The organism is Vibrio sp. B172a, assembly GCF_030248355.1.
Classification (GTDB): domain Bacteria; phylum Pseudomonadota; class Gammaproteobacteria; order Enterobacterales; family Vibrionaceae; genus Vibrio; species Vibrio owensii.
In genome coordinates this window covers 436,833-461,300 of sequence record NZ_JAHGAC010000008.1, presented here as the reverse complement: position 1 = coordinate 461,300, position 24,468 = coordinate 436,833, and the positions used below count along the sequence as shown (strand labels likewise).

21 protein-coding genes are annotated in these 24,468 nt (G+C 47.6%); 10 read left to right on the top strand and 11 right to left on the bottom strand.

Annotation, left to right across the window (positions count from 1 at the left end; translation table 11 throughout):
• Positions 1-71 precede the first annotated feature (71 nt).
• From malT to sstT, 8 genes are all read left to right on the top strand, one after another.
• Positions 72-2,780 carry an HTH-type transcriptional regulator MalT gene (gene malT / locus KIT90_RS11895; protein WP_009706506.1) on the top strand — a complete coding sequence of 903 codons (2,709 nt, stop codon included), beginning with the start codon at positions 72-74 and terminating at the stop codon, positions 2,778-2,780.
• 915 nt (positions 2,781-3,695) lie between these two features.
• Positions 3,696-4,613, top strand: coding sequence for a DUF368 domain-containing protein (locus KIT90_RS11890; RefSeq protein ID WP_005437870.1), 918 nt, complete (start codon positions 3,696-3,698; stop codon positions 4,611-4,613).
• A gap of 174 nt (positions 4,614-4,787) precedes the next feature.
• A complete protein-coding gene (locus KIT90_RS11885; RefSeq protein ID WP_005437869.1) occupies positions 4,788-5,213 on the top strand; it encodes a hypothetical protein in 426 nt (141 codons plus the stop codon).
• 9 nt (positions 5,214-5,222) lie between these two features.
• Positions 5,223-5,834 carry an SCO family protein gene (locus KIT90_RS11880; protein WP_009706507.1) on the top strand — a complete coding sequence of 204 codons (612 nt, stop codon included), beginning with the start codon at positions 5,223-5,225 and terminating at the stop codon, positions 5,832-5,834.
• The gene (locus KIT90_RS11875) at positions 5,824-6,291 is read left to right on the top strand and encodes a copper chaperone PCu(A)C (RefSeq protein WP_285376802.1); all 468 of its coding nucleotides are present in this window, start codon (positions 5,824-5,826) and stop codon (positions 6,289-6,291) included. Before KIT90_RS11880 ends, KIT90_RS11875 begins: the two co-directional genes overlap by 11 nt.
• A gap of 178 nt (positions 6,292-6,469) precedes the next feature.
• Entirely contained in the window at positions 6,470-6,772 is a 303-nt protein-coding gene (locus KIT90_RS11870) for a PTS glucose/sucrose transporter subunit IIB (RefSeq protein ID WP_285376801.1), read from the top strand.
• 255 nt (positions 6,773-7,027) lie between these two features.
• Positions 7,028-8,104 carry a ribosome small subunit-dependent GTPase A gene (gene rsgA / locus KIT90_RS11865; RefSeq protein WP_285376799.1) on the top strand — a complete coding sequence of 359 codons (1,077 nt, stop codon included), beginning with the start codon at positions 7,028-7,030 and terminating at the stop codon, positions 8,102-8,104.
• 363 nt (positions 8,105-8,467) lie between these two features.
• Positions 8,468-9,685 carry a serine/threonine transporter SstT gene (sstT, locus tag KIT90_RS11860; RefSeq protein WP_285376944.1) on the top strand — a complete coding sequence of 406 codons (1,218 nt, stop codon included), beginning with the start codon at positions 8,468-8,470 and terminating at the stop codon, positions 9,683-9,685.
• 78 nt (positions 9,686-9,763) lie between these two features.
• Here sstT and iolG read toward each other — a convergent pair whose 3' ends face one another.
• The 9 genes from iolG to iolE form a co-directional block, all read right to left on the bottom strand.
• Complete coding sequence (gene iolG, locus KIT90_RS11855) at positions 9,764-10,750, bottom strand: inositol 2-dehydrogenase (protein WP_285376798.1); 987 nt, start codon at positions 10,748-10,750, stop codon at positions 9,764-9,766.
• 21 nt (positions 10,751-10,771) lie between these two features.
• Positions 10,772-11,599: a sugar phosphate isomerase/epimerase gene (locus KIT90_RS11850; RefSeq protein ID WP_285376796.1), complete on the bottom strand. Its 828-nt coding sequence runs from the start codon at positions 11,597-11,599 to the stop codon at positions 10,772-10,774.
• Between the two features lie 185 nt (positions 11,600-11,784).
• Positions 11,785-12,618, bottom strand: coding sequence for a MurR/RpiR family transcriptional regulator (locus KIT90_RS11845; protein WP_005447408.1), 834 nt, complete (start codon positions 12,616-12,618; stop codon positions 11,785-11,787).
• A gap of 72 nt (positions 12,619-12,690) precedes the next feature.
• Entirely contained in the window at positions 12,691-13,518 is an 828-nt protein-coding gene (locus tag KIT90_RS11840; RefSeq protein WP_285376794.1) for a class II fructose-bisphosphate aldolase, read from the bottom strand.
• Between the two features lie 10 nt (positions 13,519-13,528).
• Entirely contained in the window at positions 13,529-14,398 is an 870-nt protein-coding gene (locus KIT90_RS11835) for a 5-deoxy-glucuronate isomerase (RefSeq protein WP_285376793.1), read from the bottom strand.
• Between the two features lie 180 nt (positions 14,399-14,578).
• A complete protein-coding gene (iolC, locus tag KIT90_RS11830; RefSeq protein ID WP_005437838.1) occupies positions 14,579-15,565 on the bottom strand; it encodes a 5-dehydro-2-deoxygluconokinase in 987 nt (328 codons plus the stop codon).
• A 12-nt stretch (positions 15,566-15,577) separates the two neighbouring features.
• Complete coding sequence (locus KIT90_RS11825) at positions 15,578-16,753, bottom strand: Gfo/Idh/MocA family protein (protein ID WP_045486136.1); 1,176 nt, start codon at positions 16,751-16,753, stop codon at positions 15,578-15,580.
• A 98-nt stretch (positions 16,754-16,851) separates the two neighbouring features.
• Positions 16,852-18,723: a 3D-(3,5/4)-trihydroxycyclohexane-1,2-dione acylhydrolase (decyclizing) gene (gene iolD / locus KIT90_RS11820; RefSeq protein WP_005437835.1), complete on the bottom strand. Its 1,872-nt coding sequence runs from the start codon at positions 18,721-18,723 to the stop codon at positions 16,852-16,854.
• A 93-nt stretch (positions 18,724-18,816) separates the two neighbouring features.
• Entirely contained in the window at positions 18,817-19,710 is an 894-nt protein-coding gene (gene iolE, locus KIT90_RS11815; protein ID WP_005437833.1) for a myo-inosose-2 dehydratase, read from the bottom strand.
• A gap of 538 nt (positions 19,711-20,248) precedes the next feature.
• On the opposite strand from iolE, the gene KIT90_RS11810 reads away from it, so the two are divergent.
• Positions 20,249-21,691 carry a sugar porter family MFS transporter gene (locus tag KIT90_RS11810; RefSeq protein WP_005437831.1) on the top strand — a complete coding sequence of 481 codons (1,443 nt, stop codon included), beginning with the start codon at positions 20,249-20,251 and terminating at the stop codon, positions 21,689-21,691.
• 70 nt (positions 21,692-21,761) lie between these two features.
• Complete coding sequence (locus tag KIT90_RS11805) at positions 21,762-22,652, top strand: LysR family transcriptional regulator (protein WP_285376791.1); 891 nt, start codon at positions 21,762-21,764, stop codon at positions 22,650-22,652.
• Between the two features lie 12 nt (positions 22,653-22,664).
• On the opposite strand, the gene KIT90_RS11800 is transcribed toward KIT90_RS11805, so the two are convergent.
• A complete protein-coding gene (locus tag KIT90_RS11800) occupies positions 22,665-23,414 on the bottom strand; it encodes a sulfite exporter TauE/SafE family protein (RefSeq protein ID WP_285376942.1) in 750 nt (249 codons plus the stop codon).
• Positions 23,415-23,445: 31 nt separating this feature from the next.
• Complete coding sequence (locus tag KIT90_RS11795; RefSeq protein WP_285376789.1) at positions 23,446-24,333, bottom strand: TIM barrel protein; 888 nt, start codon at positions 24,331-24,333, stop codon at positions 23,446-23,448.
• Positions 24,334-24,468 lie beyond the last annotated feature (135 nt).

The window sequence follows — 24,468 nt, the reverse complement described above, 5'->3', positions numbered from 1 at the left end:
AAACTAGAATTTAGTGGTGTGAGTCAGTTTCTAGTTTCGCTAGCTCAAAAAATTTAAGGACAGAATTAATAATGTGGATTCCATCTAAACTTACTCGCCCTGGCCGCTTGCATAATGCGATCGTCCGACCGCGAGTGTTGGACTTACTACAACAAGCGCCTTACTACAAATTGGTATTGTTCCGCTCGCCTGCTGGTTACGGAAAAACCACCATGGCAGCACAATGGTTGTCAGATAAACCCAACGTAGGTTGGTACAGCATTGATGACAGTGATAACGACGGTTTTCGCTTCGTTAACTATTTGCTGCAAGCTTTAAACAAAGCCACCAACTACAACTGCTCTAACGCTCAGAAATTGGCTGAGAAACGTCAGTTCTCTTCTTTACGCTCTTTATTCAGCGAAGTTTTCGCTGAGATGGCGGATTTTCAGCACGAGTGTTACGTCGTATTAGATGATTATCACCTGATCACCAACGACGAAATCCATGAATCGATGCGCTTCTTCTTAAAGCACATGCCAGACAACCTAACCGTTGTTGTCACAAGCCGTGCAGCTCCGCCGCTGGGGACGGCGAACCTGCGTGTGCGTGATTTGATGATCGAAATTGGCAATGAAATGTTGGCATTCGATACTGAAGAAACCACGCGCTTCTTCAATCAACGCATTGCCGACGGCATCGATGAAGACATGGCAAACAACCTACGCACCTATGTGGAAGGTTGGCCATCAGCGCTGCAGCTTATTGCGCTGCAAGCTCAGCATCAAAACCGCACATTGGCGCAAACCGTAGAATCTGTTTCTCAATTCAATCACGCTCACCTTTGGGATTACTTGGTCGAAGAAGTCTTTGATCTCTTAGATAAAGAGACACGTCACTTCTTGATGCAAGTGTCGGTACTGGACCATTTCAACGATGAGTTAGTGTTTGCACTGACTCAGCGTGAAGACGCACTGGGCATGATTGAATCACTCAACCGCTACGGCTTATTCATCTACCCACTGGAAGGTGAGCAAAACTGGTTCCGTTTCCACAACTTGTTTGGCGAGTTCTTGTCGCATGAGCGTCAGGCGCGTATTCCTCAACAAGAAAAAGACCTTCACCGCAATGCTGCGGTTGCTTGGTTAAAGCAGAAAGCCCCACATCAGGCGATTCACCACGCTCAAAAATCTAACGACACCGATTTGATCGTTGAGATTTTGAATGAATTCGGTTGGAAGATGTTCAACCAAGGCGAGTTGACGACACTAGAGTCTGCCATCAACCAACTTGATAAAGATCTGCTGTTCAGCCATCCGAAATTGTCGATGCTAAGAGCTTGGCTGGCACAGAGCCAACACCGCTACAACCAAGTTGGTAAGCTATTAGCAGAAGCTGAAGAAGAGCACAAAAAGCGTAATATCGAACTCGACACTGGCTACCAAGGCCAAGCTAACGCCCTACTCGCTCAGGTCGCGATCAACAGCAACCAACCAGAGCATGCATTGGAACTTGCCGAGCTCGCGCTTAGCCAACTTGACCCAACCGTATACCGCAGCCGCATAGTGGCGACATCGGTCGTTGGTGAAGTCAACCACGTATTAGGTAAGCTCGACCGTGCGTTGCCAATGATGCAACAAACTGAAAAGCTGGCTCGCCAGTATCAGGTTTACCACCAAGCGTTGTGGGCAATCTTGCAGCAAAGCGAAATCATGATTGCGCAAGGTTACGTTCAAGCAGCATTTGAACTGCAAGATTCAGGCTTTCGTCTGATCGAAGACCAGCAGCTTCAGCATGTACCTCTTCATGAATTCTTGCTACGTATTCGCGCTCAAGTATTGTGGTGCTGGAACCGTTTGGATGAAGCAGAAGAGTGTGCGTACAAAGGTTTGCAGATTCTGGAAAACCACTCGCCAAGTAAGCACTTACATAGCTACTCAATGTTGGCTCGTATTGCGATTGGTCGTGGTGAACTGGATAAAGCTGGCAAATTCATCGAGCACATCCAGCATTTGATGAAGCAATCGACTTACCACGTTGATTGGACAGCCAATGCCTCACTTTCTCTGATCTTGTTCTGGCAAGCACGTGGGAACACAGAAGCGATTCAAGAATGGTTGAATACCGCCGTTCGTCCTGAATCAGCATGTAACCACTTCCAGCAACTGCAGTGGCGTAACATTGCTCGTGCTCATATCAACCTTGGTCAGTACGACGAAGCACGCCAAGCTTTGGACTTCCTACAAAGCGAAGCGCGACGTACGAACCTAGTGACAGACACAAACCGCAACTTAGTCGTAGAAGCAGTATTTGCTGCGCGTCAGAAAGACGAAGAGCAAGCCAAAGCATTGCTAAAAGAAGCACTAGTGATGACTAACCAAACCGGTATGGTTGGCAACTTCTTAATCGACGGTGCAACCATTGGCGGATTGTTAGAGAAGCTAAGCCTTCGTCATGAGTTAGGCGATTTAGAACGTCACCGTGCTCAGCAGTTAATGAAAGACATTTCATCTAACCAGCGTAGCCGTTCTATTCACTTCGATGAGGACTTTATCGAGAAGCTAGTCAATCACCCGAATGTTCCTGAGTTAGTTCGTACTAGCCCACTGACTCAGCGTGAATGGCAAGTACTTGGTCTTATCTACTCTGGCTTTAGTAACGAGCAAATCGCACAAGAGCTGGATGTGGCAGGCACAACGATTAAGACTCACATTCGTAACTTGTACCAAAAGCTCAACATTGCCAACCGTAAGGAAGCAATCGTGACAGCAGAGAACTTGTTGCAGCTGATGGGTTACTGATCAGGCTAAATAAATTAGTGCTAAATACCAGGGTTGACGTTATGCGTCAGCCCTTTTTTATGACTAATTCATCGTTGAAAAGTGCAAATTGCAAAGCACGTAGGAAACGTTGTACATATATACCCAAGTAACCTCGAGATGCTAGGTTCAGCGAGAATGACTTGGTTTGTAGACGCGGCGGCGATTTAAAGGTCTAGTGGGTCTAAATCAAGAATCGACAACAAAGTATACGAGCCAAGGCAACTCGCCCTTCGGGAGCGTGTCATTGACTCGATCTCTGCTTCAAACAACTTGGAAAGAGCTCGCTATTCCACTGCGTTGTTTTCCTTGACCTCGAATCAATGACAACGCTCTGAATCCTGCATCTTGAAGTCACTTGGGTATATTACAGACAAAAAAATAGCCAACCGCAATTAAGGCGATTGGCTTATGTATGATGTGAACAATGTGTATTCACTAACAACGTCAGTTGGCTAGGTGACCCTCGGCTTAAGAAGGGTCGAAAAGAATTATGCATTAATCATGCCAATTTGAAAAGCATTATTTTTGGGCACAAGATCTCATATCAAATCTTGTTACAGCCATAATTTTTGCATTATGCAAAGCCAGAATGCAAAACGCAGTTGCAAGACGCAATCTAGTCACATAAGTGATAAATAAATCATCAATTAGCCAGATTCACGAGATTTATTGTTTAATTAGGTTAATTTAGACAGTGTTGAGCGATTTATATTTCCCCATATTCACCCTGCCAAATCTCGTTTATCGCCCTGTTTTTATTTGTAGGAAATCACTAAAGCTCTTCTGTTTCTCTGATAAGCAATCATTTCGATATCTTCCGAAACACTATTTCATACTTTTTTGACATCAATGTTTGTATACTCACTGCCATCAACATGACTTAGTACTTGAGAAATGAACTATCTAATCACCTACTTTAAAGGAATGGCCATGGGTGCAGCCGATGTTGTCCCTGGCGTATCGGGCGGCACCATTGCATTCATTACCGGCATTTACGACACGCTGCTAGAAAGCATTCGACGTATTAACCCATCACTTTTCTCGATTTGGAAAAAAGATGGCTTCAAAGCCGCATTTAACCATATTAACGGCTTCTTCCTGATTTCACTGTTTGCGGGCATTTTCACTAGTATCGCAACATTAGCAAAACTGATCAGTTGGCTATTAGAAACCCACCCAATTCCAATCTGGTCTTTCTTCTTCGGTCTGATTTTGGTGTCGGTCTACCACATCATTCGCCAAGTAGAGAAACGCGATGCGATTCGCTTTGTTGCTCTCTTGATTGGTATTGGCTTTGCCTACAGCATCACGGTACTCAAACCACTTCACATGGAGCCAACTGCAATCAACACCATTCTTGCAGGTGCGATTGCGATTTGTGCAATGATTCTACCGGGCATCTCAGGCAGCTTTATTTTGCTGTTGATCGGTATGTACGCTCCAGTGCTAGGCGCAGTGAAAGGGTTCCAAATTGATATCCTTGCCTTGTTCCTTGTTGGCTGTGTGGCTGGTCTATTGTCTTTCTCTCACCTGTTATCTTGGTTACTGCGCAAATTCCGCGATTTAACGTTGATGTTCCTAACAGGCTTGATGATCGGCACGCTACCAAAGATCTGGCCTTGGAAAGAGACGCTAACATGGCGTACGAACTCGAAAGGCGAGCAAGTGCCATTGCTAGAGCAAAACCTGTCACCGTTTGAGTTTGAGCACATCACGTCTCAACCATCGCAACTGGTGTTAGCTGTGATCATGATGCTAGCAGCTATTGCTCTGGTACTTGGTTTAGAAAAGTTTGCGGATTCAAACAAGTAAATCAAAACCACAATTCCATCATTTAAGAAGCGGAGCCATTGGCTCCGCTTTTTTATTTACGCTCTACAAACGATAAGTTTCAAGATAGTGCACAATTTGTTGAAATTGCGAGTTTTCGTACATTCCATCTGTGCTAGGATGCAGACAATGTTAAGTGATAAATACTGAATCTTAATGAAAGTGTTACAAATCGCAGGGATAGCCGTTGCACTGGTTGCTGGCTTTTACGCGCCTACCCTGATCAAAAACTTCTCTTCAGCGCCCGAGCCTAAGTCGCTCGATGAATACTGTTTCCTCTCTACTGAACCTTGCATCCAACATGATGTTGCGATGACGCTTAGCGTCGATACTGCTCAACCTCTGATCCCAGCTCAGCTCGAAGTCGAATGGCAAGACAGCGAAGCGGATCAACTTGTATTAAGTTTGGTTGGTCGAGAAATGGAAATGGGCGAGCCAAAATTCATGCTGAAGAAAGTGGCGCCGGGTAAATTCGTGGGCGATGTGACATTGCCCGTTTGTACACAAGATTCGATGACGTGGGTTGGTGAGCTTTCCGACGGTAAAGACACCATCTACCCAGCCCTCAAAATGCAAAGATAAGGAATTGATATGAGCCGTAATTGGTCTCTCTTTCTCGTGGTTGCTTTCGTTCTCGGCTTTGGTACTAAAACGTATCTAGATGGACAAAAAGACGTAGAGAAAAAACAGCAAGTCGCGACCGAACAAAGCGTGTTGTTCGGCGAAGGCGACAAACCTGTCGATATCTTCGATACCAGCGATGATCGCATTCGCATTGTTTACTTTGGCTTTACGCGTTGCCCAGACGTGTGCCCGACCTCATTAGCCATGCTAGCAGGCGCACTCAATCAAATCGACGATGCGCAAAAAGCACAGTTGCGCCCGATGTTCATCTCGCTTGATCCAGAACGCGACGAAGCAGATGCATCCGCCAAGTACGCTCACTACTTCCATCCGATGATTGAAGGTCTATCTGCACCACTTGATGTGACCACCCCACTTGCTCACAAGTACGGTGTCATTTTCCGTAAAACAGAGCTAGAAGGCTCAGAGCTGAAATACACACTCGACCACAGCTCTTACTTTTACTTCTTGAAGCCTGACGGCACACTCATCACTAAAGTGCCACATACCTTAACGCCTGCGCCAATTGTCGAGGCGATAACCAAACTGACTGCAGAAGGAAAAACCAATGAAAGCTAAGCAGGCAATCAAAACGTTAGCCCTCTCCGCCCTACTTCTAAGCCCTTTGGCACAAGCAAACCTCAATGTCATGCCACATGAGCCATATGCACGAGCCATGGCGCCAGGTGCTGTAACAAGCGCTGTGTTTGTGACGTTTGCTAACCGAAGCCAAGAAGACATCAATATCGTTGCAGCAGAAACCCCTGCTGCAGGTAAAGTCGAGTTGCACGATGTGATTAAAGAAGGCGATGTGATGAAGATGCGTCAAGTAGACCACATCACGCTCGCTGCAAAAGAGACTACCGAGCTAAAACCGGGTAGCCTACATATCATGCTATTCGACCTTAAAAAGCCGCTTAATGAAGGCGACGAAATCGAGGTGACAGTGACTTACGACAACGGCCAAAAGCAAAGCTTTACCGCACCAGTCAAAAAAGTCATGGCAGGAATGAAAAAGCACGAACATCATCATTAGTGCTTCTTTACTTCATCGATTCAAAGCTCCTCCAACGTGAGGAGCTTTTTTATTCCTCTCTCTTTTCTCTAAGCAGTATTCGCCAAACTATCAATGCATGATTTTGTGTCCTAAATCAGAGCGAAGCAGCCGCCGCTGAGATATAAACAAGGCTTTGCTGCCAAACGAGTTTCTCGCGATGTTAAAAGCCCTTTCTCGCGTCTTCAAAATGCTGACGCACGTGAATCCAAATCTGGAACAAGATGTCGACACCATCGTTGACGCTATCGGTGGCATGGATAATTTGGTGGAAACCGGAGCTTGTGCGACAAGGCTACGACTCACACTAAAAGACACTGCAATCGTGAATCAAAAAGCATTGAAAGCACACGGAGCACATGGCGTGGTGATCATCGATGAGCGACATATCCAAATCATCTACGGCGTAAAAGCCAATACCTATTCACAAGAGATGGAAGAACGTCGAATAAAACACATATAAAACGCAAAGGAGTTGTAAGAATCGAATCACAGCCGCTATACTCCGGCCGTTAACTCACCAACTAAGAGGAAATATGATGATTGTAATGAATAACACTAACTGGGCAGTGAAAGGGTAAACGTCCAACTTTTTTCTCGTGGCTAAGCCACAACTCCTCCCTTCCTTGCCCGGTTTTCACCGGGGTCAGCTCTATGCGAATTAGACCCTAATGCGATTTGTATTAAGGCGCTTTGTTGCGTCTGGGATAATTCAACAATGAATAAAGCACATTCTTTTTGTGAAACACTACTAACTCAACCTAACCCATTAAAGCTATTAGGTTGGAAACCGTTTTTTCAACAACAACTGACGTTAGACGATTACGAGAACACGCTTTTCGCGCGAGTGATTGCTCACCATCGTAGTGGTTACGTTGTGGTTAGCGAACAAGGTGAAACTCACTTACCTATCCATACCTCGTTACCCTGCATGACCGTTGGTGACTGGGTGATACTCAACCACCAGCAGCAGTTTTCTCGTTTACTTGAGCGCCGCAGCTTATTCAGCCGTAAAGCCGCTGGCAGCAAGGTCGCTGAGCAACTTATTGCCGCCAACGTGGATACGGTCTTTATCGTTTGTTCACTCAATCACGACTTTAATCTCAGCCGCATTGAGCGCTACTTGGCACTCATCAATGAAGCCGATGTAGAACCTGTGATTGTGCTGACAAAAGCCGACTTATGTGACGACGCTGACGAGCTCAAAGCTCAGGTACAAAAGCTCGATCCACTGCTTATGGTAGAGAGCGTTAACGGCTTGGACGAGTCAGACGTTGCCAAGTTGATGGGTTGGTGTGGTGAAGGTCAAACCGTCGCCTTTATCGGTTCTTCTGGGGTAGGAAAATCGACCTTAGTCAATACCCTACTTGGCGAGCAAGAACAAGCGACTGGCGGAATTCGTGAAGATGACAGTAAGGGTCGACATACGACGACCTCGCGCTCAATCCATCTATTGCCTTCCGGTGGGATCTTAATGGACACGCCGGGAATGCGAGAGATCCAATTGGCACATTGCGAAGCAGGTGTGAGTGAAACGTTCGCAGATGTTGAAGCGTTAGCAGAAAACTGTCGATTCAGCGATTGCCAGCATCAAACGGAGCCGGGTTGCGCGGTTCAAGCCGCAATTGAAGATGGTACATTGGAGATGCGCCGCTTTACTAACTACCAAAAGTTACTGCGAGAACAAGCCCACAACGGCGCGACTCTCGCAGAGCAACGAGCTCAGAGTAAACAGTTCGGAAAAATGGTACGCAGTATCGTTGGCGAAAAGCGCAAACACCAACGAGGTTATTAACTTGTTGCATTTGCGTAATCAATAGAACAAAGGAGGCTAACGCCTCCTTTTTTAATAACTTAGTGAAAAACCATCATTCATACTTGGCGACACAAATCAACATAAAAGACCAATAACAGCAACATTGTGCAAACATTTAAACTAAGAACAAACTAAAACTAGACACAAAATATTACCAAGCTAAGATATGTGATATTCAGCAAGAAAATAGCTGGATTTATAAAAACAGGATAATTGATAATCAGGACGTCTTAGCAACACAACAACAAGGTTCAGCCCCTTCATTCGAAGGAACATTACGCCGTGTAATGACTGAAGTTTGAGCTGCTGCTGAGGCAAAAATTGCAGGAATGATGTATGCAAATGCAACACAACAGTCTCGTTGCCCGATACGCTCGCGGTAACCTCGTTCTCCAGATCCTCGTCGGTATTGTTTTGGGTATTCTGCTTGCGACTATCTCACCAAGCCACGCTGAAAGCGTTGGTATGCTGGGTAGTCTGTTTGTCGGTGCTCTTAAAGCGATTGCTCCTATCTTGGTATTCATTTTGGTTGCGGCTTCTATCGCCAACCAAAAGAAAAACCAACACACTTACATGCGTCCAATCGTCATTCTTTACCTAGCGGGTACCTTCTTTGCGGCGCTAACCGCAGTAGTACTAAGTTTCCTTTTCCCGACCAATTTAACGCTAGTAACGGGCGCTGAAGGTGCAACGCCACCACAAGGCATTGCAGAAGTTATCCAAACCTTGCTGTTCAAGCTGGTTGATAACCCAGTAAACGCACTAGTAGAAGCAAACTACATCGGTATTCTTGCTTGGGGTGTCGGTCTTGGTTTCGCACTACACCACGCATCAGCAACGACGAAAGCGGTATTCGAAGATCTAAGCCACAGTGTTTCTCACATTGTTCGCTTTATCATTCGTCTTGCTCCTTTCGGTATCTTCGGTTTGGTTGCATCTACATTTGCAACAACTGGTTTTGGCGCACTAGCGAGCTACGCTCACCTTCTAGCGGTACTATTGGGTTCAATGTTTATCATTGCGCTAGTGGTTAACCCAGCGATCGTATACTTCAAAACGAAAGAAAACCCATACCCATTGGTGTTCCAATGTCTACGTGAAAGTGGCGTAACGGCCTTCTTTACGCGTTCAAGTGCTGCGAACATTCCAGTGAACATGAACCTATGTAAGAAGCTAGACCTAGACGAAGATACGTACTCAGTATCTATCCCACTAGGTGCGACCATTAACATGGCGGGTGCAGCAATCACTATCACAACCCTAACGCTAGCAGCGGTACACACTATGGGTATCGACGTTGACCTAATGACAGCGGTACTACTAAGTATTGTTGCTGCAGTATCAGCGTGTGGCGCATCAGGTGTTGCAGGTGGTTCTCTACTACTAATCCCACTAGCGTGTGGGCTGTTTGGTATCTCAAACGACGTAGCAATGCAGGTTGTAGCGGTTGGCTTCATCATTGGTGTGATTCAAGACTCGGCTGAAACAGCGCTAAACAGCTCAACAGACGTTATCTTCACTGCGGCTGTTTGCAAATCAGAACAGAAGAAAGCTCAGTAAGACTTAAGCATCTGTAAGATATAAAAATAGAAAGGGGAGCCAACGAGGCTCCCCTTTTTGTTTCCATTGCAGGATGGCTTACAAACGAACCGTCTTCCCAGTTCGCATGGATTCTAACGCGGCATCCGCTAACGTCAGAGCAATCTCTCCATCTATACCCGAGCAGCATGGCGCTTCGCCTTTCAGCACTTCAACAAAGTGTTGCCACTCTGCCACGTAAGCACGCTCATAACGCTCTAAGAAGAAATACTTCGGTGTTGCGCCTGTTTGTCCTGTATCTGTACTGCGGCTGACTAGATTTTCGGTCAGATTCGCCACTTGCAGCATACCTTTCTCGCCATGCACTTCGAGACGCTGATCGTATCCGTAGCCAGAGCGACGACTGTTATGAATCGTCGCCATCGCACCAGAAGGGAATGTAAGCGTCACCACACTGGTATCGATATCTCCCGCTTCACCGATGGCCGGATCTACCTTGCAGCTGCCATGTGCCGTAACCGCAATAGGATCTTCCCCTAAGATAAACCGCGCCATATCGAGGTCGTGAATCGTCATATCACGGAACATGCCACCCGAGGATTTGCTGTATTGCGCTGGCGGTGGCGCAGGATCGCGAGAGGTGATAATTACGCTTGCTGGTTCGCCAATTTGGCCGTCATCCAACGCTTTCTTAAGACTTAGGAAATGCGGGTCAAAGCGGCGATTGAAGCCTAATAAGAAAGGCACTTGATGCTGATTTACTACGCCCAAGCAATCACGTACTCGCCCCAAATCAAGGTCGATTGGCTTCTCACAAAAGATAGCTTTACCTGCTTTTGCTGCTCGCTCAATCAAATCCGCATGAGTATCGGTTGAAGAGCAAATGCACACCGCATGAACGTTGTCATCCGCCATCGCCTCTTCTACAGTTTGGCGTTTTGTCTGCGGATACTGCGCACAAAACTGATCCGCATAGACCTCATAAGGTTCGATTAGCGAATAAATCGTAGTTTCTGGTGAACGTTCGATATTAACCGCATGCACTTGACCAATTCGACCCGCTCCAAATAAAGCAATATTAAACATAGGAAATCCCTTCTGTGTCGATTAGTCGAATTGACGCTTCATGCCCGCCAACATATCTTCGGCGATGTCGTAGTAATCCCCTTCCCACAGTTGGTCATTGAGGAACTCACCAGAATAGAAGCCGTCGTAACCTGTTTGGCGAATCGCATCGACCCATTCTTTTAATGGCACTTCACCTTGGCCTATCAAATATCCACGTAGAGCGCGCTCATCTGGCCAAGCCTCGCCCGGAGCAGGACGCTTGCCGTCAGACAAGTGCACGTTGTAAATCAGCTCAGCATCGATATTTGCCACTTGCTCCAGCGTTGCCCCGCGACATGCCCATAAGTGCCATGTATCCAGAACAAAACCAAAGTTGTCGCGACCGACGGCGTCGTACAGGCGGAAGTAATCTTCCAGTTTGGCGATTGGAGTCCAAGCCGCGCCTTCATATTGGAAACGGATGCCATAGCTCTTACCAATGTCGGCAATCTGGCGAATGTTCTGTGCCGTGAGTTCGATGTTTTGCTCTTTGGTTAAGCCATTTAATGCCTCAAAAGCATTGAGCTGGATGGTAGGTGCACCCACGGCCTGCGCAAAACGGCACAGCGTTTCTGAATCTTGGAACAGTTGACGTTGGCTGGCTTTATCTGTCACTTCAACCGCGCCAATGATGTCGATCGCCGTTGGAACAATGCCAAACTCATCCATGCGCTGTTTAAGCTGCTCAGCCGTGAAGCCAGCCTGAATATAACGCCAGAGTTTTTCGGTGTGGATTTCGAGCCCTTGATAGCCAGTTTCTTTGGCGAGTCGGACATCAGATAGGATATTGCTGTGCAGGGAGCACATGCCATGTAGAGCAAAACGCATCAGATTTACCTCTTCTCACTGCCCTGTACATTGCAGGACATAAGCCGAATTCAGCTCGAGCAAACCCGCAGCACAACCGCTAAGTTGCACCTAATCAGTGGACAAAGGTATGGAAAAATCTGCGCGCTATACTGCTTATTCGCTCGCAGGATCGCGTCCCTATTCGAGATTACTGAGCGATGAAATTACTTAACTTCTCGACAAATCAGACTCACCGCAATCGCCTGCGCCAAATACATGGAGCTGCTGAGCGAACGGAAGCCCATCAATTCGCCTTCTTGCACTTCAAAACAAACATCCATTTTGCTGCCATGAGGCGTCATTTGGTTGTCAGTAATGCAGACAATCGGCACGTTCTTTTTGCAAGCATCATCGATCAGTTGGCTGGTTTCTTCCGCGTATGGATTGAAGGTGATAGCAAACAGAACGTCTTTTTCGTTCATTCGTCGAGTTAACGGAGACAACATGCCACCGTGATCATCCAAGAGCACGACACTCTTGTCAGATTTCATGAGGGCGTACCAAAGATAGAAAGCCACTGGGTAAGCACGGCGAGTACCTTGAATGTAGATGGTTTCAGCACCATCCATCAGAGCCACTGCACGTTCCAGTTTTTGAGGAGAGACCGACATTTGAAGCTGTTCTAACGCCTCAATGTTTGCGTGTCCGAAATCTTGGAAGATGGCTTGAGGCGAGTCATGCGGGACGTCCTCCATCTCACGAGCTTTACGAACGCGCTCTTTGTAATCTCTCGGGCGATTCAAATATTGATCGCGAAACAGTACTTGCATAGAAGTGAAGCCATCAAAGCCCATCGCATTAGAGAATCGGCTCAAGGTCGACAGGGGTACGTTGGCTTGCTTAGCAATGGTCGCCATGGTTTCTACCGCCACCAGCATCGGCTGGTCGGTTACGAAATCCGCGACTTGCTGCAAACGCCCGCTCAAACTGTCGTAACGCTTTGCGATTAACTCTTTTAGTGTGTCTAAATCTGCAGGTGCTTTCACTTCAACATCCATAGTTATACTGCTCTCCTATCAATGAACGCTTGGAGATAGAGGCCCCTTATAGTAACAAAAGGGGCCGCTATTTTAAGATAATAATTCAAAGTTTCGTACCGCTTCTTCTTTCACATAAGGCATCGCCTTTTGCATGAAGTAAATACGGTCAAACTTTTTCGGTTCCTGATTCATGTAATCGCGAAGATTATGACCCAGAGCCTGACGCAAACAGGTGCCAATATTGAACTTGGACACGCGGCTTTGCTTGAGCTTGAGCATGTCTTCATCGCGGATACCACTCGAACCATGAATCACCAACGGCACAGCCACAGCATTTGCGATACGGTCTAAACGACCAAAATCGATAGTACAAGTTGGCTCGGTTAAGCGGTGAACGTTGCCGACAGAAATTGCGACACAATCAACACCACTTTCTTCTGCAAAGCGCGCCGCGTCTTCCGGTTCTGTGTAGATAGATTTTATGTGGTCGCGACCTTCTTCGTAAGGCACCGAACCAATTTCACCCTCTACCGATGCTCCTAATGCATGCGCCACTTCCACGACTTTCTTGGTGCGAGCAATGTTCTCGTCCAACGTCAGTTGCGAGCCATCAAACATCACGGAACTAAACCCAGCTTTAAGCGCGCGAAAGACGATGTCTTCTTCGTAAGTGTGGTCAAGGTGAAGCACGACAGGCACCGTGCTCTTGTGCGCCAGATTTAGGAACATCGCCGCAGCGGTTTCGACGCCATAAAAATCCACTACATCTTTGTTACAAGCCAGAATTACAGGTTTGTTCACTTGCTCTGCCGCTTCAACAACAGCACGTGCATCTTCAAAGCCGAACACATTAAAGCAAGGGACAGCGTAGTTAGATGCCGCAGCCTCCGGCAATAGGTCATTCAAATTTACCAACATGATGATTCCCCTACTTAAATTTCGCGATCATGTCTTTGATGCCAGGGATCGTTTCCACTTGATATTCGTGGTGCGGATCGAAGTGCTGAATCAAAGATTTCTCTGTTTTGCCAACGATGATGGTGAAGTAATACATTTCGTAGCCCGGCGCCGCCACACTTGGGTGATAGCCTTTGTCGATGGCAATCACTGAGCCCGTGCGCACGTGGTAAACCGGACCAAAGTCGTCTTCGTGCTCGTATAGGAACTGCGCACCAAAGCCGAAATCTGGGTTGAAGCGGAATTGGTACACTTCTTCGTAAAGGGTTTCTTTGCTGCCGTCAGGCTTAACACGATCTTCATCGTGCTTGTGTGGAGGGAAGCCAGACCAACCGCCTGCGCCGACAGTGAATAACTCGCTCACTAATAAACGACCACGTTTGTCTGCGTTGGATTGACCCAGTACGTGTTTGATCTTACGGTGAGTTTTGGTGTCATCTGAACCGTACTGAACCATATCCACGTTCTCTTCGCGGACGCAGAAAGGCTCTAGTGACACTTCAAACTTACCACCCGCAATCATGACGTCAGCCTTATCGCTCACACATTGGATGGTCGCGCGGTAGCCAAGTGGTACGTAAACCGCTTCTGGGTTGCCGTCCCAAACTGATTTACGCTTACCAATGTTGTCGAACGTTTCGCTCTCACCGTCTTTCGTCACAGTGATGCTGCAAGTACCGCCAGCCAATACGATGACAGACTCATACCCTTCGATAACATGGTCAAAAGTTTCGTTCTGATTCAAGAACACTTGGTTGAAGTAACATAGCGGTGTTACTTCGTCGTTCGCACCAATAATTGGTTCATTCTTGTTATCAAATGGTGGAATGTGTTTTCCCATTTTTCTTTTCTCCTCACAGTTCGTTTGATAACGAGACTGTCCTATCCTTCTGAAAGTGGCTTAACAAAAAAGCCGGGCCACGATGGTGTGTACGCGCACTGTTTGGTTACCCTCAAGTGACATACCGGCCCGGGAGACCAAACGCGCAGCAATGTGGTGCCCGAAAGCACCAAACCGTGCTTAACTTCGCGTCTCAATAAAATCGAATAGTTGTTCCTTGGTTGGCATGGCTTCTGTGCAGCTGTGACCGCTGACATTAATCGCCGCTGCAGCCGTGCCGTTGCGTACACCCTCTTCTAACGACCCGCCAGTAACTAGCGTCCAAATCAGACCTCCGGCGAATGAGTCACCAGAGCCAAATGGTTTATTGGCTTCTACTCGGAAAATGCCTTGCTCGAATTTGTGACCGTTACGGTCGTACACTTTCGAGCCATGCTCACCGGCTTTCACCACCACCACTTGAGTGTTCTCCGTTAGGAATCGAGCCGCCGTTTGATCATCATCGGTGTTACCCGGAGCAATGACGGTTTCCATCATGTCGAACTCTTCACGGTTACCGATCACGATGTCTGAAAGACCCGCGGCAATGCCGTAGTAAATCGAAGCATCGGTATCCGTGCGCCAAGAGTAAGGGCGGTAATCAACATCCAGCACCACTAAGGTATTGCTGCGGCGCGCGTGCTGCATCGCAATCAAAGTGGCTTCACGGCTTGGGCTTTCCGACAATGCCGTTCCCGTGACAACCAAGACTTTTGAACTAGCGATGTAAGCGGGATCAATCTCTTCTGGCTTGATGGTCAAATCCGATGCGTTGTTACGATAGATAAGCACGGTGCAATCTTTTGGCTTCATCTCTGTGAATGCCACCGAGGTGCGCGAACCAGAGTCATCGGTTCTCATACCATCAAGGTTGATACCTTGCTCCGTCATGTAACCTTTGACGTAACCACCGAATGCATCGTCAGCCACGCAGCCAATAAAGCCGACCTTACCGCCTAACTTGGCAATGCCCACCGCAATGTTCGCGGCTGAGCCACCAACGAATTTGTTGAAGCCAGAGATATCCGCCATGTCGGTTTTAGCTTCGCGAGCGTAGAGATCTACGCCCGCACGTCCTAAAACGATGGCATCCAATGGTCGATTTGTTTCAAGTGCAATGTTTGTCATCGTCTGTTCCTATTATTTGTAATCAACCCAAGCGGCGTTTTGGTTTGCAGATTCCACACACTTCTCGCATAGGCGCACGCCTTCGATACCTGCGTCGATACCTGGGAACCAAATTTCAGACAGCGCTTGCTGGTCATCACGGTCAGCCGCATCGAATGCCAACGCGAAACGGTGGTACAAGTTCGCCCATGACTCGAAGTAACCTTCTGCATGACCACCACCAACACGGTTAGAAGCCACACCCGGTGCATCTTGGTATAGGTAGCCCATGCCACGCTCTAGAATGCGTGGTGCTTCACCCTGCACTTCAAAACGAAGTTGGTTTGGTTGCTCATCCCACCATTCGATGGACGCTTTCGAACCGACGATGCGGATTTTTTGTTGGTGCATCGAACCTGCATTCACTGCCGATGCCCAAAGCGTACCGACCGCACCATCTTTGAATTGCATCATGATGTGAGCGTTGTCTTCGAGCGGAGCACGTGACTTGATGAAGCTTTGACGCATGCAAGACAGGCGGTCGATTTCAAGACCTGTCATCACTTCACATAGGTAGAAAGCGTGCGTACCCACATCGCCTAGAACATAAGTTGGGCCTGAGACTTCTGGGCTGACGCGCCATTTCAAACCTGGATCGTTTTTCTCGTATTCTTCGTTGTGGAAGCCGTGAGCAAACTGCATGTTCACAACACGAATCTCACCCAGATCACCACGCTTCACCATTTCACGCGCTTGCTGAACCATTGGGAAACCGCTGTAACCGTACATCACGCCAATCACGCGATTGCGCTCTGCTGCGATCTGTTTGAGCTCTTCTGCTTCCTCCGTCGTGAAGGTGATTGGTTTTTCACACACCACGTGTAAGTTAGCTTCTAGTGCTGCTTTACAAATTTCGTAGTGCGTTGAGTTTGGCGTTGCGACCGATACAGCTTGAATGCCATCTTCGCGTTGCGCTTCCTTCTCAAACATCTCTTTGTAATTTGCGTAGCAACGGTCGCCATCTAGACCTAAGTTCTCACCGAAATCACGACAACGATCTGCATCCAAATCGAATGCACCAGCGACCAATTTGAACAAACCATCGCGCTGCGCTGCATTACGGTGCGAGTAACCGATCTGACTGCCACGACCACCGCCGACCATTGCCCAACGGATTGGTTGCTCAAAATGACGTTCTTCATTAAACATGTTTGACTCCTTGATAGGCTCTTGTTTAAGAGCCTATAAATCGAATTGTTGAAATCTGTTTTAAAGCTGGATGTTTTGATACATAAATCGGTTTGGGCTTAAACGCCGGCACGTTGTGCTGCTCTGCCTTCTTCCCATGCCGCCACTTTCTCTGCGGTGTCGTCATTGCGTGTCACTTGAGGAAGTCCCACTTCCCACCAGCAATCACACTTAGACCAAGCCATTGGCGATACTGGGTCGATGTCGACCACAATCACGTAAGTACGGTCGGCTTCTTTTGCGCGTTGGAATGCGTCATCAAACTGGTCGATTGAGGTCAACTTCTCGCTGATTGCGCCTTGCGCTTCGGCATGCTTAGCAAAGTCCACGCGAGCGACCTCGCCATCAGGACGGCGACAGTCTTCCAATAGGTTATTGAACGACTCGTTACCCGTATTGTTTTGCAGCTTGTTGATCACCGCGAAACCACCGTTATCGCATACCACGACTATCATCTTGTGACCCGTCAGAACTGACGAGTAGATGTCAGAGTTTTGAATCAGGTAAGAGCCATCGCCGACGAGCACAACCACATCGTTATCTGGGTTCGCGACTTTAGCGCCCCAGCCACCTGCGATTTCATAACCCATGCAAGAGAAGCCGAATTCAATGTCGAACTTACCAATTTGGTAGTTCTGCCAGTTCATCGCGAGCTCTGCTGGTAAGCCACCCGCTGCCGTAAGTACGGTGTCGCCCGGCTGCATAGATTTGTTGAGCTTACCAATCACTTCTGCATAAGAAGACGTACCGTCGAGTAGATCGCCTGGTTGAGGATGAGTACGACGATGCACCACGGCTTTCCATTCATCCGCTTGCGCTTTCGCCGTTGCCGCCCATTCGTCACTGCTACGGAAGTCGCCCAGTAAGTTGGACAGCTCAACTAAGCCACGTTTTGCGTCTGCTTTAACTGGAATAGCGCGATGTTTAATGGCATCAAAACGTGCGGTATTGATGGTAACCAGCTTCATATCTGGGTTCTTGAACACCGACCAAGAGCCTGTCGTGAAATCTTGTAAGCGAGTACCCACAGCCAACACCACATCCGCATGCGCTGCCATGTAGTTTGCAGAGTCTGAACCCGTCACGCCGATTGGGCCTGCGTTCAGAGGATTGTCTTGCAGCATCGTGGCGCGACCAGCAATGGTCTCAACCACAGGGATGTTGTGTTTTTTCGCAAAGGCAGCCAACTCGTCCGTTGCTAGTGAGTAATGCACGCCACCGCCAGAGATAACCAAAGGTTGTTTCGCGCTAAGCAGCGCCGCTTTTGCATCTTCTAGATCTGCCACTTCTGGCTCTGGACGACGAATGCGGTGTACTTTTTCTTGGAAGAAGACTTCAGGGAAATCATAGGCCACGCCCTGAATATCTTGTGGTAAGCCGATAAATGCTGGACCACAGGTTTCTGGGTCAAGCATGGTGTCAATTGCCTGAGGCAATGAGTGCATCAATTGCGTTGGCGAGATAATGCGATCCCAGTAACGTGTTAGCGGTTTGAACGCATCGTTACAAGTGATCGAAGGATCGTAGAAATTCTCTGGCTGTTGAAGCACAGGATCTGGCAGACGACTGACGTAAGCATCACCAGAAATCAAAAGCACTGGTAAACGGTTTGTGTGCGCGATACCTGCTGCGGTAACCATATTGGTTGCACCCGGACCAATTGAACTGGTCGCGATGCCGATGCGACGACGTAAGTTCGCTTTGGCATACGCGATTGCCGCTGTCGCCATCGACTGCTCATTTTGACCACGCCAAGTCGGAATTTTGTCTTCGATATTTTTTAGCTGTTGGCCAAAACACGTCACGTTACCGTGACCAAAGATGGCAAACGCCGCACCAAACAGCTGTTCTTTTTTACCATCAATTTCAATCATTTGTGCGGCTAGGTACTGAGCTAGCGCTTCTGCAACAGTTAGGCGTACAGTTTTCATTGTCTTCCCCGGTAGTATCAATCATTTTTGTAGCCACGTTGTCTCCGCGGCTTGATACAGGGGAGACGAATCTCCCCTTCCTTGCTTGTGCTCTTATAGGCCGTATTTCTTCGCGTAGCCTGTTATGTTCTCGTAAGCGGTTTTCGCGTACGTCAATGGGTGTGCTTTCGCTGGGTCTTGCTCTGCTTCAACCAGCAACCAGCCTTGGTAGTTGCGCTCTTTCAGTGCTGCGAATACGTCGTCGTAATCCACGTCACCTGTACCAGGAACAGTGAATACGCCATCAAGCACTGCGTTTAGGAATGATTTGTCTGCATCACGCGCAGCTTTCATTACTTCTAGGCGAAGGTCTTTAAAGTGCATGTGACCAATACGGTGACCCCAACGTTTGATCATGGTCACTGGGTTACCACCACCGTAAGTGATGTGACCCGTATCTAGGGTTAGGTAAACCGCTTCGCCAGTGAATTCCATCATGATGTTGATGTCATCTTCGGTTTCACAGATGGTGCCGACGTGATGGTGGAAAGACAGTTTGATGTCGTGCTCGTTTAGAAGGTATTCCGCAACTTGAGTTAACTTCGCGCAGTAGGTTTTCCACTCGTCCATCGTGAGGATCACGCGTTGAGAAAGTGGCGTGTTGATGTCGCCGTGAACCGTGTTGCTCACTTCACCGAACACCATTGCTTTACAGCCAGCAGCCTTAAGCAATTTGATGTGCTCTTGCATCGCTGCGATTTCTTCTTCCGCAGTCAGCTTCATTAGATTGCCGCTGTACCAGCCAGAAGCGAGCACTAGGCCATGTTTTTCTAGTAGAGGGATTAGAACTTCTGGCTCACGTGGGTACTTAGTACCTAGCTCTGTACCAGTGAAACCAGCTTCTGCCATTTCACTTAGACACGTTTCCAATGGGATATCGCCGCCTAATTCAGGCATGTCATCGTTGGTCCAAGTCAGTGGGCTAATTCCATATTGCACGTTGCTCATTTTTATTCTCCGACAATGTTTGCGTTATTTAATAAATGTCGTGAAGTAAAAGCGTGGTTTTTATAGATGCTTTTCTTTCACCGATTTCGTTTCACTGGAAATTACATTAGCGAAAAAAATTTTAAATGAAAAATATTTTTCACCAGATGAAATCGATGTCATCAAATTGTTAAATCATGAAAAATCTCAGCAACCACGTGCCTTACAAGCAAGTTTGAGCTAGATCTCATTTTATTTTTATCTTTATATTTCAACAATTTAAACGCAAAAACTAAAATGAAAAATGTTTTTCATTTTTTGATTTGGGTAACACTTTAGGATAAAAAACGAACAGACAGCTAGTCGAATGACAAAAGACTAAATATGATAAATGCAACCGACAAATGAAAAATAATTTTCATACATCTAATAAACATTAAAAGTCGGCAATATAGATACCCAATACTCGTACCCTACAAAACAGAGTATTGGCCGCTACCCAACTTGATCTTATTCGATGGTTAAAGGAAAGCTTGGGGATCTAATAAAGGAAAAAACAATGGAAGCTACATCCAAGGCCGAAGCTCGAAAGCACAATCTTGCCTACATCGTTAGGATTTGTTGTATCGCTGCGCTCGGAGGCATCTTATTAGGTTACGACACTGCTGTTATCTCTGGCGCAATTGGTCCAATCCGCGAATACTTTGGATTGTCACCAGCTCAAACTGGCTGGGCTGTATCCAGCGTAGTATTAGGCAGTATCATCGGTGCGGTCAGCGCAGGCTGGGCAGCCCTTAAATACGGCCGACGCAACACCCTCTTTATCGCCGCCATCCTCTTCATTATTTCCGCTATAGGCTCCGCCCTCGCAACCGACTTCACCTTCTACACTGTTCTACGCATCGTCGGCGGGGTCGCTGTTGGCCTTGCTTGTGTGGTATCACCAATGTACATGTCAGAAGTAGCGCCAAAAGATTATCGAGGTCGCGCGGTGAGCATGTTCCAGCAATCGGCAGTTATTGGCCAGACTGGTGTGTTCTACGTTAACTACCTCATCGCAAAAGGCATGTCAGAAGCTTGGCTAGTAGACATGGGCTGGCGTTGGATGCTCGGCTCAGAAGTGATTCCTGCCGCGCTTTTCGCAATGTTGTTGTTCCTCATCCCAGAATCCCCACGTTGGCTGGTATTAAAAGGCAAAGTCGCCGAAGCAAAAGCGACGCTCTCTCGAATTTCTAACCCGAAACACGCGGATCGTTTGATCAAAGAGATCCAGGAGTCGTTAGTGGAAAGCCATGGTGCGAAGAAGAACAAGGTCAGCCTGCGTTCGCCATTACTGTTCGCAATCTTGGTTATCGGTACGTTTGTCGCGGCAGCTCAGCAGCTAACCGGTATCAACGTGATCATGTACTACACTCCGGAGATCTTAAAACCAATCACAGGCTCTACTGAAAACGCGCTATTCCAAACGACGTTCGTAGGTATCGTATTTATCGGTGGTAACGCCTTGGGTATGTACCTGATCGATAAAGTCGGCCGCTTGCCACTGATGAAATACGGCACCATTGGCTGTGCATTCGGTATGTTCATCGTTGGTTACGTGCTTTACCAGCAAACAGAAGGTTACGCGGCGCTATTCGCACTGTGTCTGTACGTGGTGTCTTACGCGACCTCTTGGGGCTGTGCATGTTGGACGATGATTTCAGAAATCTTCCCGAATAGTATTCGCTCTCGTGCCATGGCCATCGCGGTCGGTGCACAATGGTTTACTGGCTTTATCGTGACGCAGTCTTTCCCAATGCTCAATGAAAACGCCTACCTACAAGAGAACTTCAACGGTGCCTTTGCCTTCTGGTTATTCGGTGTGTTGTCGCTCATTTGTATGTTCGTGGTCGTCAAGTATGTGCCTGAAACCAAAGGCGTCAGCTTGGAGAAAATGGAAGAAGCAATGGCGAAAAAACTGGGTAAAAAAGTATCTGGAACTGCGACTGAAGCACGTGCATAAGATAACTTAATGTTTTACAAAGGGAACAGGTGTTAGCACTTGTTCCCTTTTGCTTTTGGAGGCAAACCTCATGCTCGATAAAATGGCGTTCTTTGTCTACGTGATCCGTTCTGGGTCTATCTCCTCCGCTGCGCGAAAATTCAATATTTCGGTCTCTGCCGGAAGCCGCTGGCTGCAAGAACTGGAACAACATTTCGGTACTACCCTATGCCGCCGCTCGAACCGATTATTGGAGGCCACTCAAGCAGGACAAACCTTATATGAAGAGTTCTCTCCTTTAGTCGACAGTGCCGAGCGTATCAGCCGCAAATTAGAAGACTTCCAAGACAGCGAAAAAGGTCATATCAATATTGCGTGCACGCCCGTGTATGCCAATCACTACCTGATGGACAAAATCGCCGAGTATTCCAAGCTCAACCCAAAGGTGACCTTCAACATCAACGTCACTCCTTGGGCATTGGATCATGCCAGTACTTGTGACCTGATGATCAGCGCTAACGCTAGCTTCCAAGGCTACCGTGAAAAAGATTTATTACTGGTGAAACGCGAGTTGATGCAATGCCCGTTTATCGTCGTGGCTTCCCCGCAATACTTAGAAAAGCATGGCTTGCCTACACATCCAGAAGCACTACGAGACCACGCTTGCTTGATTGCAACCACACTAACGGGCAGCAATGATTGGATCTTCCGCCAAGGAATGGAAAACATGGTGCTGAAAGTGCCAAAAACTATTGAAGTGAATGACAGTGACCTGTTGCTCAGTGGCACTTTAAAGGGGGCAGGTGTCGCGTACTTACCGCAATTTGTCACCACAGAAGCGGTAGAAAGAGGCGAGTTAGTACCGCTATTGGAAGAGTATGAGACCAGTATTTGGAGTTTGAATCTGTACTATCATTCCCCAAAAACCGCCTCTCCAGTGGCGATAAAATTCAAAGAGTTCTTATTAGAAAAGCCTCGTTAGGACGGATTGGAGTTAAAACAATAAAGTGCTGACGCCATCGAAAGTCAGCTTGGCGCCTGAAAGAAACAAGAACAAGTAACAGAGCTGATAGATTCTTTCCTGACTGACGCGATGCAAAAGATACACCCCCATCTTAACGCCAACAGGCGCGAGTGGAATCAGCACCAACGCAGTCATTAAGTTAGTCGAATCAAATTCACCAAGCCAAATGTAAGGCACGAGTTTCGCTACATTCACTATGCCGAATAATACCGCCATAGTCGCTATCAGGGTGATTTTAGGCAGCTTCAACGGCAGTAAATAAATACTCGCGGGACCGCCACCAGCATGAATTGCAGTACTGGAAAAGCCGCTCAGAGTGCTCCAAATCCAAGCACCTAACTTCCCTGATTGAGAAGGCGTGTCACCACTTAGCCAATACTGAAAACAGAACAGTAAAGACAACACGCCAACGGTGATCTTTAACCCCGATTCTGGGGTGATACTCAGAAATAAGCCCGCTAATACCACCCCAAGCAAAGCCCCAGGCAGCATGGTTTTAAGCACTCGAATATCGGCATTTCGGTAATGATGACGCACCGCAAAGGCATCCATCACCAACAGAATGGGCAATAAAATCGCGGCGGCTTGTGTTGGCGACACCACCAGCGCCATCATAGGAACGGCCAAAATGCCCAGCGCCCCACCGAGCCCACCTTTACCAATGCCATAGATTAACACCGCAGGAATCGCCAAAAGATAGAACCAAGGATCGCTGAGCATCATCGTCACCTTTTTAGAATCGAATATCGAACTACGCCACAATCTGAGCGAGATAATCGCGACTGCGTTTTAAATCACGCGAAACCTGACTCACGTCTGCCGTACCGTGTTCATGCTCGACTACGATCCAACCTTGATAGTCGGCCGCTTTAAGTGCACTCATCACTTGTTGTAGCTTGATATCGCCATCCCCTAGTGGCGTAATCAGCCCTTTGCTGTAAGCATCAACCCACTCCAACTTATCGCGAATAGCTAACCTCAATTTATCCGTCGAGACATCTTTGACATGAATATGCTCGATGCGCGTTCCGTACTGACGGACAAGCGCCAGCGGATCCATCCCGTCTAAAAACGCATGACCGATATCGATGCAAAGTCCAAGCTTGTTCGCTGGAATCTGGCTCATGACAAAATCGATCTCGTCTTTATAACTGATGTAACCGCCGATGCCCGGATGAAGCAAACAGCGCAAACCATATTGGTTAGCCACGCTAATGATACGTTCAAGGTTGGCAATCATGGTTCGTTTACTTTCCATTTTCAAACGCGGCGCAGTGACGCTTTGTCCGATATAGCCATAGCGCTCTGCATGAATGCCTTCCATCACCAGCAAGTTCTTTACACTCAATGCATCCAAACGCTGACAAACGGTGTCGACTTCTTCCAAAATGGCAGGCATGTTTGCAGAATCGCAAAATGGCACTTGTACCTTGCCTGCGCACACCTGCAATCCACGTACGCGAAACGCACTTTTCAGCAGTTCAGGATCTTCAGGGAAGAAGCCATCCGGCCCCAATTCGATACCACGAAAGCCACTGTCACTCGCATCCATTAACACCTTTCCCCAGCTTGGGTTGGTCGCATGAGATGCCTCTTCCACTCCCCAGCAGCATGGGGCGCAAGCAATACGATCAAGCATGTGTTTTTCTCCTAAGTTGATTTCCTTTCACCTTAAGATTGGTAGGGGTAAAAGTTCGTGATTTGCGCCTCGTTTGTACTTTGCATTTTCGCAAAGCGGCTTTGAATTCCTGGCTATATCGCGACTACATCGCAC

Bases quoted from the DNA above. Each gene is read 5' to 3' on its own strand.
- iolG (WP_285376798.1), bottom strand. From the start codon at position 10,750: ATGTTTAATATTGCTTTATTTGGAGCGGGTCGAATTGGTCAAGTGCAT.
- KIT90_RS11845 (WP_005447408.1), bottom strand. From the start codon at position 12,618: ATGGATGTTGAAGTGAAAGCACCTGCAGATTTAGACACACTAAAAGAG.
- KIT90_RS11810 (WP_005437831.1), top strand. From the start codon at position 20,249: ATGGAAGCTACATCCAAGGCCGAAGCTCGAAAGCACAATCTTGCCTAC.
- KIT90_RS11805 (WP_285376791.1), top strand. From the start codon at position 21,762: ATGCTCGATAAAATGGCGTTCTTTGTCTACGTGATCCGTTCTGGGTCT.
- iolD (WP_005437835.1), bottom strand. From the start codon at position 18,723: ATGAAAACTGTACGCCTAACTGTTGCAGAAGCGCTAGCTCAGTACCTA.
- iolE (WP_005437833.1), bottom strand. From the start codon at position 19,710: ATGAGCAACGTGCAATATGGAATTAGCCCACTGACTTGGACCAACGAT.
- KIT90_RS11870 (WP_285376801.1), top strand. From the start codon at position 6,470: ATGTTAAAAGCCCTTTCTCGCGTCTTCAAAATGCTGACGCACGTGAAT.
- KIT90_RS11835 (WP_285376793.1), bottom strand. From the start codon at position 14,398: ATGGGAAAACACATTCCACCATTTGATAACAAGAATGAACCAATTATT.
- malT (WP_009706506.1), top strand. From the start codon at position 72: ATGTGGATTCCATCTAAACTTACTCGCCCTGGCCGCTTGCATAATGCG.
- KIT90_RS11800 (WP_285376942.1), bottom strand. From the start codon at position 23,414: ATGCTCAGCGATCCTTGGTTCTATCTTTTGGCGATTCCTGCGGTGTTA.
- KIT90_RS11875 (WP_285376802.1), top strand. From the start codon at position 5,824: ATGAAAGCTAAGCAGGCAATCAAAACGTTAGCCCTCTCCGCCCTACTT.
- KIT90_RS11880 (WP_009706507.1), top strand. From the start codon at position 5,223: ATGAGCCGTAATTGGTCTCTCTTTCTCGTGGTTGCTTTCGTTCTCGGC.
- KIT90_RS11840 (WP_285376794.1), bottom strand. From the start codon at position 13,518: ATGTTGGTAAATTTGAATGACCTATTGCCGGAGGCTGCGGCATCTAAC.
- KIT90_RS11795 (WP_285376789.1), bottom strand. From the start codon at position 24,333: ATGCTTGATCGTATTGCTTGCGCCCCATGCTGCTGGGGAGTGGAAGAG.
- sstT (WP_285376944.1), top strand. From the start codon at position 8,468: ATGCAACACAACAGTCTCGTTGCCCGATACGCTCGCGGTAACCTCGTT.
- rsgA (WP_285376799.1), top strand. From the start codon at position 7,028: ATGAATAAAGCACATTCTTTTTGTGAAACACTACTAACTCAACCTAAC.
- KIT90_RS11885 (WP_005437869.1), top strand. From the start codon at position 4,788: ATGAAAGTGTTACAAATCGCAGGGATAGCCGTTGCACTGGTTGCTGGC.
- KIT90_RS11890 (WP_005437870.1), top strand. From the start codon at position 3,696: ATGAACTATCTAATCACCTACTTTAAAGGAATGGCCATGGGTGCAGCC.
- KIT90_RS11825 (WP_045486136.1), bottom strand. From the start codon at position 16,753: ATGTTTAATGAAGAACGTCATTTTGAGCAACCAATCCGTTGGGCAATG.
- KIT90_RS11850 (WP_285376796.1), bottom strand. From the start codon at position 11,599: ATGCGTTTTGCTCTACATGGCATGTGCTCCCTGCACAGCAATATCCTA.
- iolC (WP_005437838.1), bottom strand. From the start codon at position 15,565: ATGACAAACATTGCACTTGAAACAAATCGACCATTGGATGCCATCGTT.